At 71.9% G+C, this 14,367-nt stretch carries 11 protein-coding genes; 5 read left to right on the top strand and 6 right to left on the bottom strand.

From position 1 onward, the window contains the following. Positions 1–29: 29 nt before the first annotated feature. Positions 30–2,198, bottom strand: coding sequence for a malate synthase G (locus HL658_RS08350; protein ID WP_180281488.1), 2,169 nt, complete (start codon positions 2,196–2,198; stop codon positions 30–32). Positions 2,199–2,404: 206 nt separating this feature from the next. Between HL658_RS08350 and HL658_RS08345 the strand changes: the two genes are divergently transcribed. Beyond that, on the top strand, positions 2,405–2,809 hold the full coding sequence (locus tag HL658_RS08345; RefSeq protein ID WP_180281487.1) for a GlcG/HbpS family heme-binding protein: 405 nt from the start codon (positions 2,405–2,407) through the stop codon (positions 2,807–2,809). 43 nt (positions 2,810–2,852) lie between these two features. On the opposite strand, the gene HL658_RS08340 is transcribed toward HL658_RS08345, so the two are convergent. Then, positions 2,853–3,869 (bottom strand): NADP-dependent oxidoreductase, encoded by a 1,017-nt coding sequence (locus HL658_RS08340; RefSeq protein WP_180281486.1) that lies wholly within the window; start codon positions 3,867–3,869, stop codon positions 2,853–2,855. Positions 3,870–3,958: 89 nt separating this feature from the next. On the opposite strand from HL658_RS08340, the gene HL658_RS08335 reads away from it, so the two are divergent. Further along, positions 3,959–4,870 carry a LysR family transcriptional regulator gene (locus HL658_RS08335; protein ID WP_180281485.1) on the top strand — a complete coding sequence of 304 codons (912 nt, stop codon included), beginning with the start codon at positions 3,959–3,961 and terminating at the stop codon, positions 4,868–4,870. On the opposite strand, the gene HL658_RS36970 is transcribed toward HL658_RS08335, so the two are convergent. Next, positions 4,864–5,280 (bottom strand): pyridoxamine 5'-phosphate oxidase family protein, encoded by a 417-nt coding sequence (locus tag HL658_RS36970; RefSeq protein WP_343055036.1) that lies wholly within the window; start codon positions 5,278–5,280, stop codon positions 4,864–4,866. The two genes, HL658_RS08335 and HL658_RS36970, sit on opposite strands and share 7 nt — an antisense overlap. A 299-nt stretch (positions 5,281–5,579) precedes the next feature. Here HL658_RS36970 and HL658_RS08325 point away from each other — a divergent pair, with 299 nt between their 5' ends. From HL658_RS08325 to HL658_RS08315, 3 genes are all read left to right on the top strand, one after another. After that, positions 5,580–6,362 carry an AraC family transcriptional regulator gene (locus tag HL658_RS08325; RefSeq protein ID WP_180281484.1) on the top strand — a complete coding sequence of 261 codons (783 nt, stop codon included), beginning with the start codon at positions 5,580–5,582 and terminating at the stop codon, positions 6,360–6,362. A 162-nt stretch (positions 6,363–6,524) separates the two neighbouring features. Then, positions 6,525–7,493: a TAXI family TRAP transporter solute-binding subunit gene (locus HL658_RS08320; RefSeq protein ID WP_180281483.1), complete on the top strand. Its 969-nt coding sequence runs from the start codon at positions 6,525–6,527 to the stop codon at positions 7,491–7,493. 13 nt (positions 7,494–7,506) lie between these two features. Then, positions 7,507–9,327 carry a TRAP transporter permease gene (locus HL658_RS08315; RefSeq protein ID WP_180281482.1) on the top strand — a complete coding sequence of 607 codons (1,821 nt, stop codon included), beginning with the start codon at positions 7,507–7,509 and terminating at the stop codon, positions 9,325–9,327. 10 nt (positions 9,328–9,337) lie between these two features. Here HL658_RS08315 and HL658_RS08310 read toward each other — a convergent pair whose 3' ends face one another. The 3 genes from HL658_RS08310 to HL658_RS08300 form a co-directional block, all read right to left on the bottom strand. Beyond that, on the bottom strand, positions 9,338–10,597 hold the full coding sequence (locus HL658_RS08310; RefSeq protein ID WP_180281481.1) for an MFS transporter: 1,260 nt from the start codon (positions 10,595–10,597) through the stop codon (positions 9,338–9,340). Between the two features lie 124 nt (positions 10,598–10,721). After that, entirely contained in the window at positions 10,722–13,280 is a 2,559-nt protein-coding gene (locus HL658_RS08305; protein ID WP_180281480.1) for a bifunctional diguanylate cyclase/phosphodiesterase, read from the bottom strand. A 173-nt stretch (positions 13,281–13,453) separates the two neighbouring features. Further along, a complete protein-coding gene (locus HL658_RS08300) occupies positions 13,454–14,365 on the bottom strand; it encodes an acyltransferase domain-containing protein (protein ID WP_180281479.1) in 912 nt (303 codons plus the stop codon). Positions 14,366–14,367 lie beyond the last annotated feature (2 nt).

The following is a 14,367-nucleotide window of genomic DNA, read 5'->3' as shown; positions in this document are numbered from 1 at the left end:
CCCGGCGACCCGCCCCCTCGCCTATCCCCTTACCCCGCCGCCTTCTTCAGCTCGATCCGGCGCCGGTGCAGGACCGGCTCCGTATACCCGTTCGGCTGCTCGCGGCCCTTGAAGACGAGGTCGCAGGCGGCCTGGAAGGCGATGCTCGAGTCGAAGTCGGGGGCCATCGGGCGGTAGAGCGGGTCGCCGGCGTTCTGGCGGTCCACCACGGCGGCCATGCGCTTCATGGTCTCCGTCACCTGCTCGGCCGTGCACACCCCGTGGCGCAGCCAGTTGGCGATGTGCTGGCTGGAGATGCGCAGCGTGGCGCGGTCCTCCATCAGGCCGACGTTGTTGATGTCCGGCACCTTGGAGCAGCCGACACCCTGGTCGATCCAGCGCACCACGTAGCCGAGGATGCCCTGGGCGTTGTTGTCCAGCTCCTGCTGGATTTCCTCCGGCGACCAGTTCGGGCGGTCGGCCAGCGGGATGGTGAGGATGCTGTCCAGGCTGGCGCGGGTGCGGGACTTCAGCTCCTCCTGGCGGGCGGCGACGTCGACCTTGTGGTAGTGCAGCGCGTGCAGCGTGGCGGCGGTGGGCGACGGGACCCAGGCGGTGTTGGCGCCAGCCATCGGGTGGCCGATCTTCACCGCCAGCATCTCCGCCATGCGATCGGGCATGGCCCACATGCCCTTGCCGATCTGCGCCCGGCCCTTCAGCCCGCAGAGCAGGCCGGTGTCGACGTTCCAGTCCTCGTAGGCCTTGATCCAGGCGGCGGCCTTCATGTCGCCCTTGCGGATCATCGGCCCGGCCTCCATGGCCGTGTGGATCTCGTCGCCGGTGCGGTCGAGGAAGCCGGTGTTGATGAAGGCCACGCGGTTCTTGGCCGCGCGGATGCACTCCATCAGGTTCACCGTGGTGCGGCGCTCCTCGTCCATGATGCCGAGCTTCACGGTGTAACGGTCGAGGCCCAGCGCCTCCTCCACCCGGCCGAACAGCTCGTCGGCGAAGGCCACCTCGTCCGGCCCGTGCATCTTCGGCTTCACGATGTAGACGGAGCCGGCGCGGCTGTTGCGGATGGCCCCGGTCGCCTTCAGGTCGTGGATGGCGATCAGCACGGTGAAGACGGCGTCCAGGATGCCTTCCGGCGCCTCGCTGCCGTCCTTCAGCTTGACCGCGTCGTTGGTCATCAGGTGGCCGACGTTGCGGACCAGCATCAGGCTGCGGCCGTGCAGCGTCAGGCTGCCGCCATCCGGTGCCGTGTAGGTGCGGTCGGGGTTGAGCGTGCGCTCCACCGTCTTGCCGCCCTTGTCGAAGGACGCCGTCAGCGTCCCCTTCATCAGGCCCAGCCAGTTGCGGTAGACGACGACCTTGTCCTCCGCGTCCACGGCGGCGACCGAATCCTCGCAGTCCATGATGGTGGTCAGCGCCGATTCGATCACCACGTCGGCGACGCCGGCCTTGTCGTCCTTGCCGATGAAGTGGCCGCGGTCGATGCGGATCTCGGCGTGCAGGCCGTTGTTGACCAGCAGCACCACCGACGGCGACGCCGCGTCGCCCTGGTAGCCGGCGAAGCGGGCGGGGTCCTTCAGGCCGGTGGTCTTCCCACCATCCAGCGTCACCACCAGCGCGCCGTTGTCAACCGCGTAGCCGGTGGCGTCGGCGTGCGAGCCGTCGGCCAGCGGGGCGGCGTCGTCCAGGAACTTGCGGGCGTAGGCGATGACCTGGGCGCCGCGGGCGGGGTCGTAGCCCTTCACGGCCGTGTCGGACGGCGGGATGGCGTCGGTGCCGTAGAGCGCGTCGTACAGGCTGCCCCAGCGGGCGTTGGCCGCGTTCAGCGCGTAGCGCGCGTTCATCACGGGAACCACGAGCTGCGGCCCGGCCACCGTGGAGAATTCCGGATCGACGTTGGCGGTCTCCGCCGTGAAGGGCGCGCCCTCCGGCAGCAGATAGCCGATCTCCGTCAGGAAGGCCTTGTAGCCTTCGAAATCGGCGGGCTTGCCGCGATGCTCCTGGTACCAGCCGTCGATCTTCGCCTGCAGCTCGTCGCGGCGGGCCAGCAGCGCGCGGTTGCGCGGGGTCAGGTCGTGCAGGATCGAATCGAGCGCCGACCACAGGGCCGCCGCATCGACACCGGTGCCCGGCAGCGCCTCGGTCTCGATGAAGGCGCGCAGTTCAGCCGCGACCTGCAGGTTGCCGACCTGGGTCCACTCACTCATTCCGTCCTCCCAATGTGCTTCGCACATGCCGCCCTGTGGGCTTCGCGTGTGCAGCGTCCGTTCCGTAGGCGGTATTTGTAGCGCCTGATCCACGCCCGTCCAGTGCGACGGCGTGTCCGGGGGCGGAAAAATGAGCCTATCCGTCTCACCCTGTACTAGTTTGCCCGCGGACCGGATGGTCCGAAGCAAGAAAGGGAGTACGGAGAATGCGGAACAAGCCTGCCCTGACCCTCGCAGATGCGAAGCGGGTCGCGGCCGCGGCGGAAGCCGAAGCGGTGAAGAACGGCTGGAACGTGGTGATCGCCATCCTCGACGACGGCGCCAACCTGCTCTACCTCCAGCGCATGGACGGGACCCAGATCGGGTCCATCGTCGTGGCGCAGGAGAAGGGCCGCACCGCGGTGAGCTTCAAGCGCCCCAGCAAGACGTTCGAGGACATGGTGGCCGGCGGGCGGCAGGTGATGCTGTCCATGCCCGGCGCCACCCCCATCGAAGGCGGCCTGCCGCTGGTCTACGAGGGCGAGGTGGTCGGCGCCATCGGCATCTCCGGCGTGCAGTCCTCCCAGGACGGCATCATCGCCAAGGCCGGCGCCGACGCGCTGGCGGGCTGAGCGGGCGGTGCGGGGCGCGGTCGGCAACGGCCGCCGCGCCCCGTCATGCCCCCGTCAGGACGATCTTCCCCTGGATGTTGCCGCGCGCGGCCCGCTCATGCGCGCTCGCGGCCCCGGCGAGCGGGAATGTGCTGTCGATGACGACGCGCAGCGTGCCGTCGTCGAGCAGGCGGGCGGCCTCGGCGAGCTGCGCGCCGTTGGACCGGACCTGCGTCGTGGACACCGTGATGCCCATCGCCTTGGCCTCGTCATGGCCGGTGAAGCCCAGCGGGAAGACCGGGAACAGCGCGCCACCGGGTTTCAGACTGCGCAGGAAACGGCCGGTGTCCGGACCGCCCACCGTGTCGAGCACCAGATCCGCGTCGCGCACGACCTCCGCCGCCGCCGTCCGGGTGTGGTCGATGAAGCGGTCGACGCCGAGATCGCGCATCAGCCCCTCGTGCCGGCCGGACGCCACGGCGATCACCCGCGCCCCCCTCCACCGCGCCACCTGCACCGCCAGATGCCCGACGCCCCCGCCGGCGCCGTTGACGAGGACCGTCCGGCCGTCGAGCGGCACCGGCGCGTGCCGGTTCGGCTGGAACGGGTTCGGCGCGTCATGGCCGGGATCGATCAGGAACTGCCAGGCGGTCAGAAGCGACATCGGCGCGCCGGCCGCGTGGACATGGTCGATGCCCGCCGGTTTCCGCGCCAGCTGGTTCACCGGCACGCCGACATACTCGGCATAGGCCCCGCCGCCCCGGGTGGCGTGCTCGGGAAAGCGCACCATGGCGAAAACCTCGTCGCCGACCCGGACATCCGTCACGCCGTCGCCGACCCCGGCGACGACACCGGACAGGTCCGACCCGAGGATGAGCGGGAAGGCGGGGTCCGGTCGCCACTCCGGCGGCAGCGACCGGTAGCCGTCGCGCAGATACCAGTCCGGCGGGTTGACACCGGCGGCGTGCACCTTGACCAGGACCTCGCCGGCGGCCGGAACGGGCCGCGGCGCGTCCTCCCAGCGCAGAACCTCGGGGCCGCCGAACCGGTGCAGGCGGATCGCTTTCATCGTGTCGCTCATGGGTCCCTCCGTCGGACATCGCGGTCAGGGGAGACATGGCGAACGGCGCTGTCGTTGATAATCGGGTCGAACGTCGCTTTACTCGTTCCATGACGGAACAAATCACCCTGGAACGGCTGACCGGGCTGATCGCCTTCGCCCGCGTCGCCTCGACGGGCAGCTTCACCGCCGCCGCCCGCTCGCTGTCGCTTTCGCCCTCGGCGGTGAGCAAGAGCGTCCAGCGGCTGGAGCGCACGCTCGGCGTGACGCTGGTCACCCGCAACACCCGCTCGCTGACGCTGACGCCGGAGGGGCGCGAGCTGCACGAGCGGGCGCTGCGGCTGTTGCGCGAGGCGGAGGCCATCGAGCAGATGGCGGCGACCGCGCGCGCGGAGCCGTCGGGCACGCTGCGGATCGCCGCCTCGCTCCCCATCGGCATCCACCTGATCGCGCCGGCCCTGCCGGCCTTCCGGGCGTTCCACCCGCGGGTGATGATCGACCTGCGGCTGAACGACCGCTTCGTCGACATCGTGGAGGAGGGGATCGACCTCGCGGTGCGGATCGGCGATCCGGCGGATTCGCGGCTGCTGTCGCGCCGGCTGGCACCGCATCGCTTCGGCTGCTACGCGGCTCCGGCCTACCTGGCGGCGCGCGGGACGCCGTCGCACCCGGACGAACTGGCGGCGCACGACACGGTGAACCTGCGCTACCAGAGCAGCGGCCAGCTGCTGCGCTGGCCCTTCCGCGTCGGCGACCGCGAGATCGAGATCCTGCCCCCGTCCGCCATCGTCATGGACGCCAGCGAGCCGCTGATGGCGGCGCTGGTCGCCGGCGGTGGCATCGGCATCAGCGCGGATTTCGTGGCCGCACCCTATGTCGCTCGCGGCGAGCTGGTGCCGGTGCTGGAGGCGTTCGCGGTCGAGCGGCACAACGTCACCGCCGTCTGGCCGGAAAGCCGCCGCGCCAACCCCGCCCTGCGGGCCTTCCTGTCCCATTTGCAGCAGGTGCTGGCCGATCAGTAGAGATCGTTGCGCACGGCCTCGCGGTAGTGCGCATCGACCGCGTCCGCCTCGTCCGGCGAGCCGCCCATCAGGACCGCCTTCATCCGTCCGATCGACGGAACGCGGGTGTGGTCGATGCGCGACCCCTCCTCCCACAGCCGCGCCCGGTTGACCGCCTTGCCGCAGTGGAACAGCACCTGCTCCACCGTCACCACCACCGCGGCCTTCGGCGTCTTCGGGCCTTCCTTCAGCGCGTCCAGCAGGTCCGGCGCGGTCGAGACACGGCCGCGGCCGTTGATCCGCAGGAAGATCTCCAGCCCGGGAAAGAGGAACAGCATGGCGAGACGGTCGTCCTCGACCAGGTTGCGCAGCGTCTCGATGCGGTTGTTCCCCGGCCAATCGGCGAAGGCGACATGGCTCGGGTCGATCACCTTGACGAAGCCGGGGCGGGCCGCCGCGCGGCGAGGCGTCCAGCCCCTGTTCCCGCCCGCTCGCCAGACAGAAGAAGGTCGCCGCGGCGATGTAGTCCTCGTGGAAGGGGATGAGGTGCGGCAGCACCGCGCGCTGGATCGCCTCGGCGGGCGGTGCGTAGAGTCGGTCGAGATCGGCTCCGGTAAGGGACGGGGGAGTGTCGGGCATGGGCGGCCTCCTGCGGCGTAAGGGTCGTACTCTACCGCCGCGGCGTTGGCGCTGCTAAGCTATCGGCGCCATTCGATACCATGATGACGCCATGCCGGAGCTCCAGCCCTCCACCGCGATCGGCCACGCCATCGACGGGCCGACGGTGGCCGTCTTCACGGTGGCGCTGAAGGCGGAATTCTCGGCTCCCGCCCACCGGCACCCGCGCGGCCAGTTGGTCGGGTGCAGCCGCGGCGCGGTCACCATCCTGACGGAGCTCGGCGCCTGGGTGGTGCCGGCCGGCCACGCCATCTGGCTGCCGCCCGACCAGCTCCACGGCGGGCAGAGCTTCGGCCCCGGCGCCGGCTGGAGCGTCTATGTGGCGCCGCGGGCCTGCCGCGGCCTGCCGGACCGGCCGCGCACGGTGCGGGTGCCGGGGCTGCTGCGCGAGGCGGTCCTGCGCGCCGCCGAATGGGGGGACGAAGGCTGGGACGAGGCGCGCCAGCGCATCGCCGACCTGATCGTCGATGAGATCGGCCGGCTTCCGGCGGAGGGGCTCGACCTGCCGATGCCGCGCGACCCGCGCCTGCAACGGGTGGCGCGGGCGATCCTGGAGCATCCCGGCGACGACCGCGGCATCGCGGCGTGGGCGGCCCTGGCGCACAGCACGCCGCGCACGCTCAGCCGCCGCTTCCCGCTGGAGACCGGCCTCAGCTTCACCGACTGGCGCCAGCGCGCCCGGATGCTGCGGGCGCTGGAACTGCTGGCGGAGGGGCACGCCGTCACCACCATCGCGCTCGACCTCGGCTACAGCAGCGTCAGCGGCTTCATCGCCCTGTTCCGCCGCAGCTTCGGCGTGACCCCGACGGCCCACCCGATCGGACGGGGCGGGTGATCCGCCGTCCGTCGGGAGCGGCCCCCCATCCCGTTGACACCCTTCGTCCGCACCACCTATTGTCCCGCGCACAATCGCAAAGGGCGCCCGGAAACGCGAGCGGTCACGGGGGGATGCGGCCCGCCGGGCGGCGCGGGGTGCCGCAGAACGGGAGGGAACCCCATGTCGTCACGCCTCGTCGCCGCGGCGCTCGCCGCCTTCACCCTGGCCGCCGCCGGTCCGGCGCTCGCCCAGACGCGGGTGACGCTGAAGTCGGCCACCTCGTCGTCGTCCTACTACGTCATGGTCGTGCAGATCGGCGAGGCGCTGAAGGAGGCGTCGGGCGGCACCATCCAGGCGACCATCGAGGAGAGCCAGGGCTCCGTCCAGAACGTCAAGGAATCGGCGCGCCGCCCCGGCAACTTCATCTTCACCACCCCGCCGAACCTGCTGGCCGCCGCGCGCGAGGGCAAGAAGCCGTTCGAAGGGGAGAAGGGCTACGACCGCGTGCGGACGCTGTTCGTCATGCCCTTCGTGACCGTGCATTTCGTGGTGCGCGAGGACAGCGGCATCACCGACCTCGCCCAGCTCGCCGGCAAGGATTTCATCGGCGGCGGCAAGGGCACCTTCTGCGAGGGGCGCACCAAGGCCATCCTCTCCGCCCTCAACCTCGCCGACAAGGTGAACATGGTCGATGTCGAGCTGGCCTCGGCCGACAACGCGGTGCGCAACCGCAAGGTCGTGGGCTACACGAGTTGCTCGTCCCACCCCACCCCCGGCATCACCGAGCTGGCGACCGGCACCCCGATCCGCATCCTGCCGCTGACGCCCGACCAGTTGAAGACCGTGCTGTCGCTCGACCCGGCGTCGGGCCCGGTGACCATCGCCAAGGGCACCTACAAGGGTGTGGACACCGACGTGCAGACGGTGGGCGTGCCGGTCGGCGGCTTCACCACCGACGCCATGGACGAGGAGACCGCCTACACCATCACCAAGACCTTCTGGACCAAGCGGGCGGCGATGGCCGACAAGAACCCGTGGTGGAAGGGCATCGAGCCGACCCAGGTCAACCTGATGGGCACCAAGCTGCACCCCGGCGCGCTGCGCTACTACAAGGAAGCCGGCGTCGCCATCGACGCGGCGCTGCAGTGAGCGGAAGCAACGTATGACCGAAGCCACGGCCGGCGGGGCCTCCCTGCCCGAGCGTGCCGCGCTCCGCCACGCCGGGCTCGTCCTGGCCGCCGCCGTCACGGTGGGGGCGCATGTCTGGCTGATCGTCTCCGGCCTGGTGCCGAACCTGATCAGCCGGCCGCTGCATCTGCTGGTGTCGCTGCCCTGGATCTTCCTGTTCGCCGCCCCGCGCGGGGCGGCCTCGAAGGTCGGGGGCTGGGTGGCTTGCGGGCTCGGCATGGCCGGCTGCCTCTACATCATGCTGAACCGGTCGGCCATCGTCGACCAGTACGGGTCGCTGGACGGCAGCCTGTTCCAGTACGGCCTTTCCGCCGTGCTGATCCTGGTGGTGCTGGAAATGGCGCGGCGCGCGGTGCAGCCGGTGCTGCCGGTGGTGGCGCTTCTGGTGCTCGCCTACGGGCTGTTCGGCGACCTCCTGCCGGGGTCGCTGGGGCATGGCGGCATGCCGGTGGATTACTTCCTCGGCAACCTCGTGCTGGCGGAAGCCGGGCTGTGGGGGATGCTCACCGGCACCTCCATCGACCTGATCGTTCCCTTCATGATCCTCGGCGCCTTCGTCTCGGCGGGCGAGGCGGGGACCGGCTTCATGGCGGTGGCGACGCAGCTCGCCGGCCGCTTCCAGGCGGGGGCGGCCAAGGTGGCGGTGCTGGGCTCGGCGCTCTACGGCACCATCTCCGGCTCGGCGTCGGCCAACGTGGCCTCGGTCGGCACCATCACCATCCCGGCGATGAAGCGCATGGGCTACCCGCCCGCCTTCGCCGCGGCGACGGAGGCGGTGGCCTCCACCGGCGGGCAGATCATGCCGCCGGTGATGGGGGCGGGCGCCTTCATCATGGCCGAGCTGCTGCGCGTCCCCTACACCGACATCGCGGTGGCCGCCGTGCTGCCGGCGGTCCTGTTCTTCGCGGCGGCCTGGACCGGCATCCATTTCTTCGCGCGGCGCTACGACCTCGCCGGCATCCCGGCGTCGGAGTTGCCGGGCTGGGCCGCGGTGGCGCGCGCCGCCCCCTTCTTCCTGGCGCCGCTGGTGGTGCTGATCATCACCATGATGGTGCTCGACCATTCCCCGGCCTGGTCGGCGCTGGCGGCGACGGCGGTCACCATCGCGGCGCTGGGCCTGGACGCCAGCCTCGGCCACTCGGTGCGGCGCTGGTGGGTGCGGGCGCAGGCGGGGCTGATCGACGCCGCGCGGCAGATCGCTTTCATCGCCGCCATCCTGATCTGCGCCGGCATCATCGTCGGCGTGTTCAACGCCACCGGGCTGGGGGTCAAGATCACCTCGCTCATCGTCAGCCTGTCGGGCGACCGGCTGTGGGTGGCGCTGCTGCTGACCGCCACGGCGTGCCTGGTGCTGGGGATGGAGCTGCCGACGACCGCCGCCTACCTGATCTGCATCGCGGTGGCCGGGCCGGCGCTGACCCAGCTCGGCCTGCCGGAGCTGCACGGGCACATGTTCGTGTTCTGGTACGCGCTGCTCTGCACCATCACCCCGCCGGTCTGCGGCACCGTCTTCGTCGCCGCCGGCATCGCCGGGGCGCCGTGGCTGACGGTGGCCGCCCACGCCATGCGCATCGGCATCGGCCTCTACATCATCCCGCTGGCGATGGTCGCCAACCCCGCCCTGCTGCTGCTCGGCACCACGCCGCTGCTGGCGGTGCTGGCGGCGGTCAAGGTGATGGCCGGCACCGTGCTGGTCAGCCACGCCACCATCGGCGGCGCCAGCCATCCGCTGACCGGGGCGGCGTCGCTGGTCGGGGGGCTGGTGCTGCTGTTCACCTTCGGGGTGGGGGCGTGAGGCGGGCCGCTCACCCCCGCCGCCCCAGCGCCAGCCACACCGTGGCGGGGAGCTGGAGGGCGACGAGGGTGAGGAACATCGCCCGGTAGGCCTCCGCGGGATAATGGCCCAGCGCGTCGCGGGGCCACAGATCGATCAGCACCCCCAGAAGCCACTGCATCAGGAAGGCACCGGTGAACACCGCGAGGTTGAGCGCGGTGTTCACCCGCCCGGCCATTTCCCTGGGAAACAGCCGGGACAGGGTGGCGTAGTGCAGCGTGCCGTTCGGCGCCGTCAGCCCGTAGAGCAGCAGGGCGGCCAGGGCGAAGCCGGGGCCGGCGAAGGCCATGGCCGTCTCCACCGCCATGAAGGCGGCGCTGACCAGCGCCGCCAGGGCGCGCCCGTCGATGCCCAGCCGCTCCGCCCGCCCCGCCAGCGTGCCCATCAGCAGATAGCCGCCGACCACCGCCACCGCCCCCACCAGCAGATGCCCGGTGACCCCGGCGGGATCGAGCCGCAAGACGTCGTGCAGCCAGGGGCCGAGCCACAGCCCCTGCACCGCGACGAAGCCGCCGCCATGGACGAGGATCGAGTGCGGGGCGAAGCGCCAGAAGGCCGCGCTGCGGAACACCGCCGCCACGCCGCGCCAAGCCTCGGCACCCGGGTTCTCCGCCTGCCGCAGCACCGCCCGCTCCGGCACGGTGAACCACACGATGGCGGCGACCGCCACCGTCAACGCGGCCATCCCCAGATGCGCGGTGCGCCAGCCATGGGCCGCCACGAAGGCCAGCGCCGGCACCGTGGCCGCGATGTTGCCCAAGCCCCCGGCCGCGAAGGTCAGCGCGTTCAGCAGGGCCAGCCGGTTCGGCGGGAACCAGTCCACCGCCGCCTTGAAGCCCGCCATCAGCGACACGCTGACCCCGGCCCCGATCAGGAAGCGCCCGGCGACCACCCCGGTCCAGCCCTCGGCCAGGGCGAACAGCACGGCCCCGCCCACCGCCACCATCAGCAGCCCCGCCTGCACCAGCCGCGGCCCGAAGCGGTCGAGCAGCACGCCGGCCGGAAGCTGGGTCAGCGCGAAGCCCAGGAAATAGGTGCTGGTGAGGAATCCCAGCTCCGCCGCCGTCAGCCCGAGGTCGGCGGACAGGTAGGGGGCGATGCTGGCGTTGATGGTGCGGTAGAGGTAGGAGACCGCGTTGCCCAGCGCGAAGGGCAGCCACACCTGCGCCAGGAGGGACGCGCTCAGCGGCGCTTGCCCGGCCGCGGCGTCGGGGGGCGTGGCGCGGTCCATGGCGGCGTTTCCCGTGGTCTGGTCGTCCGGCGCCGCGGCGGCGGGTCCGGCGGCGGCCGCATCCTACCGGCACCGGCGCCGCCGGTGACCCGCGGCTTCGGCGGGGCACCCTTGCGGGGACCGTTCAGCCATTCACCACGGCGGCCGGTGCGTCCCGGCCGGCGGCCATGCGGGTGAAGCGCGCCGCCGGCATGGGCGGATCGATGTGGAACCCCTGGGCGAAGGCGCAGCCGGTGGCACGGATCAGGCTGTACTGCTCCGGCGTCTCCACCCCTTCGGCCACGGTGGCGATGTCCAGCGCGGCGGCGAGCCGGACGACGGCGCCGATCACCTCGCGGTCGGCGGCGTTCTCCTCCATGCTGTGCACGAAGCTGCGGTCGATCTTCACGATCGAGACCGGCAGCTGCTTCAGCCCGTTGAGCGACGCGTAGCCGGTGCCGAAATCGTCCAGCGCGAAGCGGACGCCCAGCGCGTGCAGCGACCGCATCCGCTCCAGCGTATGGCCGCTGCTGTCCAGCATGACGCTTTCCGTCAGCTCCAGCACCAGCCGGTCGGGGGCCACGCCGTTCGCCTCGATCACGCCGCGCACCGTGCGTTCGAATTCGGGGTGCATGATCTGCACGGCCGAGACGTTGACCGCCAGCCGCAGGTCGTCCAGCCCCTGCGCCCGCCATTCGGCGAGCTGCCGGCCGGCCGACGCCAGCACCCAGTTGCCGAGCGGGATGATCAGGCCGCTGGTCTCCGCCATCGGGACGAACTCCTCGGGCGGCAGCGTCCCCCGTTCGGGGTGGTGCCAGCGCAGCAGCGCCTCCGCCCCCGTCATCCGGCCGCTGTCCATGGCGACGATCGGCTGCATCAGCAGCTCCAGCTCGGCGCCGCTCCGCAGCGCCTTGCGCAGGTCGCCCTCCAGGGTCAGCCGCTCCAGCGCGTCGGCGTCCATGTCGCGGCTGTAGCGGATCCAGTGCTCCGCCCGCCGCTGCTTGGCCTGGTACATGGCGACGTCGGCGTTCTTCAGCAGCACCTGCGGGTCGGTGCCCTGGTCGGGGGCGAAGGTGATGCCGATGCTGGCGGAGATGTGCAGCGTGCGCCCGTCGGCCTGGAAGGGCTCCTCGAGGGTGGCGAGGATGCGGCGCACGATGCGGTCCACCTCCGCCTCGCTGCGGATGGCGGACAGGATGACCGTGAACTCGTCGCCGCCCAGCCGCGCCACCGTGTCCGTCTCGCGCACGCAGGCCTGCAGCCGCGCCGCCGCCTCGCGCAGCAGCAGGTCGCCGGTGCCGTGGCCCAGCGTGTCGTTGACCCATTTGAAGCGGTCGAGATCGATGAACAGCAGCGCCGCGCGCACGCCCTCGCGCTGGGCGCGGCGGATCTCCTGCTGCAACCGCTCGAAGAACATCGTGCGGTTGGGCAGGTTGGTCAGCGGATCGAAGCGCGCCTGATAGCGGATCAGCTCCTCCGCCCGGCGGCGGTCGGTGATGTCCTGGATGACGGTGATGATCCCCTGCACGCGGCCGCTGCCGTCCGTCACCGGCTCGCCCAGTTCGCGGACATGCAGGCTCTCGTTGTCGGCGCACCGCAGCGGGTATTCCAGATCGAAGCGCTCCCGCCGCTCCCACGCCGCACGGTAGGCCTCCTCCAGCTCCGCCCGGCGGTCCTCGGGAACATGCCCGAGATAGTCGGACAGCCGCGTCAGCGCTCCCGCCGGACCGCCCAGCATGGTTTCCAGCAGGGCGGACGCCTCCAGCCGGCCGTCCGACCGGTGCACGGCGTGGGCGAGGCGGGCGATGCGCTGGGCCTGGACCAGCCGCGCCTCGCTGAGGTGCAGCGCGTCCTGCCGGCGCAGGCGGAGCAACGCGCGCAGGAACAGCAGCAGCAGCGCCGCGAGCGCGATCGAGAAGGCGGCGCCGTAGGGGGCCGCGTCGGCGATCACCAAGCTGCCCGGCCGCTCCGGCACCCACGCCACGGATCCGACGGGGCGTCCGCTGATGTCGGTCAGCGGCTCGTGCAGGATGGGCGTCTCGGATGCCAGAGGGCCGCCCGCGGCGGGGTCGAAATGCAGCCGCGCGATGTTGCGGTCCTCGCCGATGCGGACCAGCTCGTGCCGCAGGCTGCGCAGGAACACCTGGACCGGCAGCGGTGCCGGCAGCGGCGGCCCCGTCCAGCCCGGCTCGCGGTCCAGCACGCTGGCGCCGAACAGATACAGCTCCTGCCCGATGGCGACGATCCCGCTCGCCGTGCCGGCGCTGCCGCGCGCCGCCTCGAAGACCGGGCGCAGGGCGGCGACCTCCTCCATCGCGGCGCCGGCGGTGGCCAGCAGGGCGCCGTCGGCCGACGCGTAGAGCAAACGGTCGGCGCCATCCACGGCGACGCTGCGATCGAGCCGCCAGAGACGCTCGGCGTAGGGGCCGACATTCGCGGTCGCCCAGTCGGCGTCGAAACTCAGGACCAGATGATCGACCGCGTCGTTCCAGACGCTGTATTCGATGGCCCGCTTGCCAAGGGTGGTGTGCGCGTCGTCCAGCGCCTTGCGCAGCTCGGTGCGCGATTCCTCGGCCGCGATGCCGTCCACCCGCCAGGACGCGCGCAGCGTCATGGCAAAGGCGAAGGCGATGCAGCCGAGCACGAAGAGAACAAGCATGCCGGCAAGGGTGTCGATCCGACCCTTGTCGTTGCCGTGGATCATGTTTCCGTCAATCCTGTCCCGCCGGTGCCGGCGGTGCTGCCACTGTCGGTGTGTCGAACCCGATAGTGCGGACAGCGCGGCGCCGACGCCATTCCCATGAACGGCATATCTTGCATCGCCGGGTATGTCGATGGTCAGTGTCGAATGGACGCAGGAGTCCAAAGCGGCGCGTGTCAGCGGCCCCGGCCGGCCCAGGCGGCCACTCCCGCCGGTGTCCGGAAATCCTCCCAGGCGCGGGCCGGCAGGCCGGGGGCCGTTTCCTCGACCATGCGCGTCAGCGATCGGCCGGGACCGAGCTCCAGGAAGCGGGTGGCGCCGTATTCCCGTGCCGATTCGAGGCAGCGCGCCCAGTCCAGGGCCGTGTGGAGCTGCGCGGGCAGCAGCCGCAGCAGGGCGGCGCGGTCGGCGACCGCCCGGCCGTCGATGCCCGACAGCACCGGCACCGCGGGCGGCCGCCAGGGTGTGCGCTCCAGCACCGCCGCGAACCGCGGACCGGCGGCGGCGATCAGCGGCGTGTGGGAGGCGACGCGCACCGCCAGCCGCCGGACATGGGCGCCGGCGGGCCCCGCCAGCGCCTCCAGCCGGTCGAGCGCCGCGACCGTGCCGCCGGTCACCACATGATCGGGACCGTTGACGATGGCGACGGCGGCCCCCGCCTGCTCCGCCAGCGCCCGCGCGGTGGCGACCGGCAGGCCGCGCAGCCCCAGCATGCCCTGCGGCTCGGCGGCCGCCTCGTCCATACAGCGCGCCCGCTCCTCCGCCAGGGCGAGCGCGTCGGCCGGGGCGAAGGCGCCGGCGAAGCCGTGCGCCGCGATCTCCCCCACGCTGTAGCCGGCCAGCACCACCGGCTCCAGCTCCAGGTCATGGTCGCGCAGGACGGCGGCGAGCGCCAGCGCGTGCCCGACCATCAGGAGCTGGGCGTTGCGGTTTTCCGCCAGCCGTTCCTCGGGCAGGGCCATGGGGTCGGCGCCGAGCCGGGCGGCCAGCGCTCCCAGCACCGGGGCCGCCGCCGGCTCGCCGGCCAGCCGCTCGAACATGGCCGGATGCTGGGTGCCCTGGCCGGGGAAGAGGAGACACAGGCCCACCG

The sequence above is a fragment of the Azospirillum oleiclasticum genome (genome assembly GCF_013423485.1).
GTDB classification, from domain to species: domain Bacteria; phylum Pseudomonadota; class Alphaproteobacteria; order Azospirillales; family Azospirillaceae; genus Azospirillum; species Azospirillum oleiclasticum.
Note: the sequence above shows the minus strand (reverse complement) of the source record. Positions and strands in the feature narration are given on the sequence as shown.

What these genes read in the sequence shown, in the direction of transcription:
- HL658_RS08350 (WP_180281488.1), bottom strand. Translation starts at nt 2,198, where the DNA reads ATGAGTGAGTGGACCCAGGTCGGCAACCTGCAGGTCGCGGCTGAACTG.
- HL658_RS08345 (WP_180281487.1), top strand. Translation starts at nt 2,405, where the DNA reads ATGCGGAACAAGCCTGCCCTGACCCTCGCAGATGCGAAGCGGGTCGCG.
- HL658_RS08340 (WP_180281486.1), bottom strand. Translation starts at nt 3,869, where the DNA reads ATGAGCGACACGATGAAAGCGATCCGCCTGCACCGGTTCGGCGGCCCC.
- HL658_RS08335 (WP_180281485.1), top strand. Translation starts at nt 3,959, where the DNA reads ATGACGGAACAAATCACCCTGGAACGGCTGACCGGGCTGATCGCCTTC.
- HL658_RS08325 (WP_180281484.1), top strand. Translation starts at nt 5,580, where the DNA reads ATGCCGGAGCTCCAGCCCTCCACCGCGATCGGCCACGCCATCGACGGG.
- HL658_RS08320 (WP_180281483.1), top strand. Translation starts at nt 6,525, where the DNA reads ATGTCGTCACGCCTCGTCGCCGCGGCGCTCGCCGCCTTCACCCTGGCC.
- HL658_RS08315 (WP_180281482.1), top strand. Translation starts at nt 7,507, where the DNA reads ATGACCGAAGCCACGGCCGGCGGGGCCTCCCTGCCCGAGCGTGCCGCG.
- HL658_RS08310 (WP_180281481.1), bottom strand. Translation starts at nt 10,597, where the DNA reads ATGGACCGCGCCACGCCCCCCGACGCCGCGGCCGGGCAAGCGCCGCTG.
- HL658_RS08305 (WP_180281480.1), bottom strand. Translation starts at nt 13,280, where the DNA reads ATGATCCACGGCAACGACAAGGGTCGGATCGACACCCTTGCCGGCATG.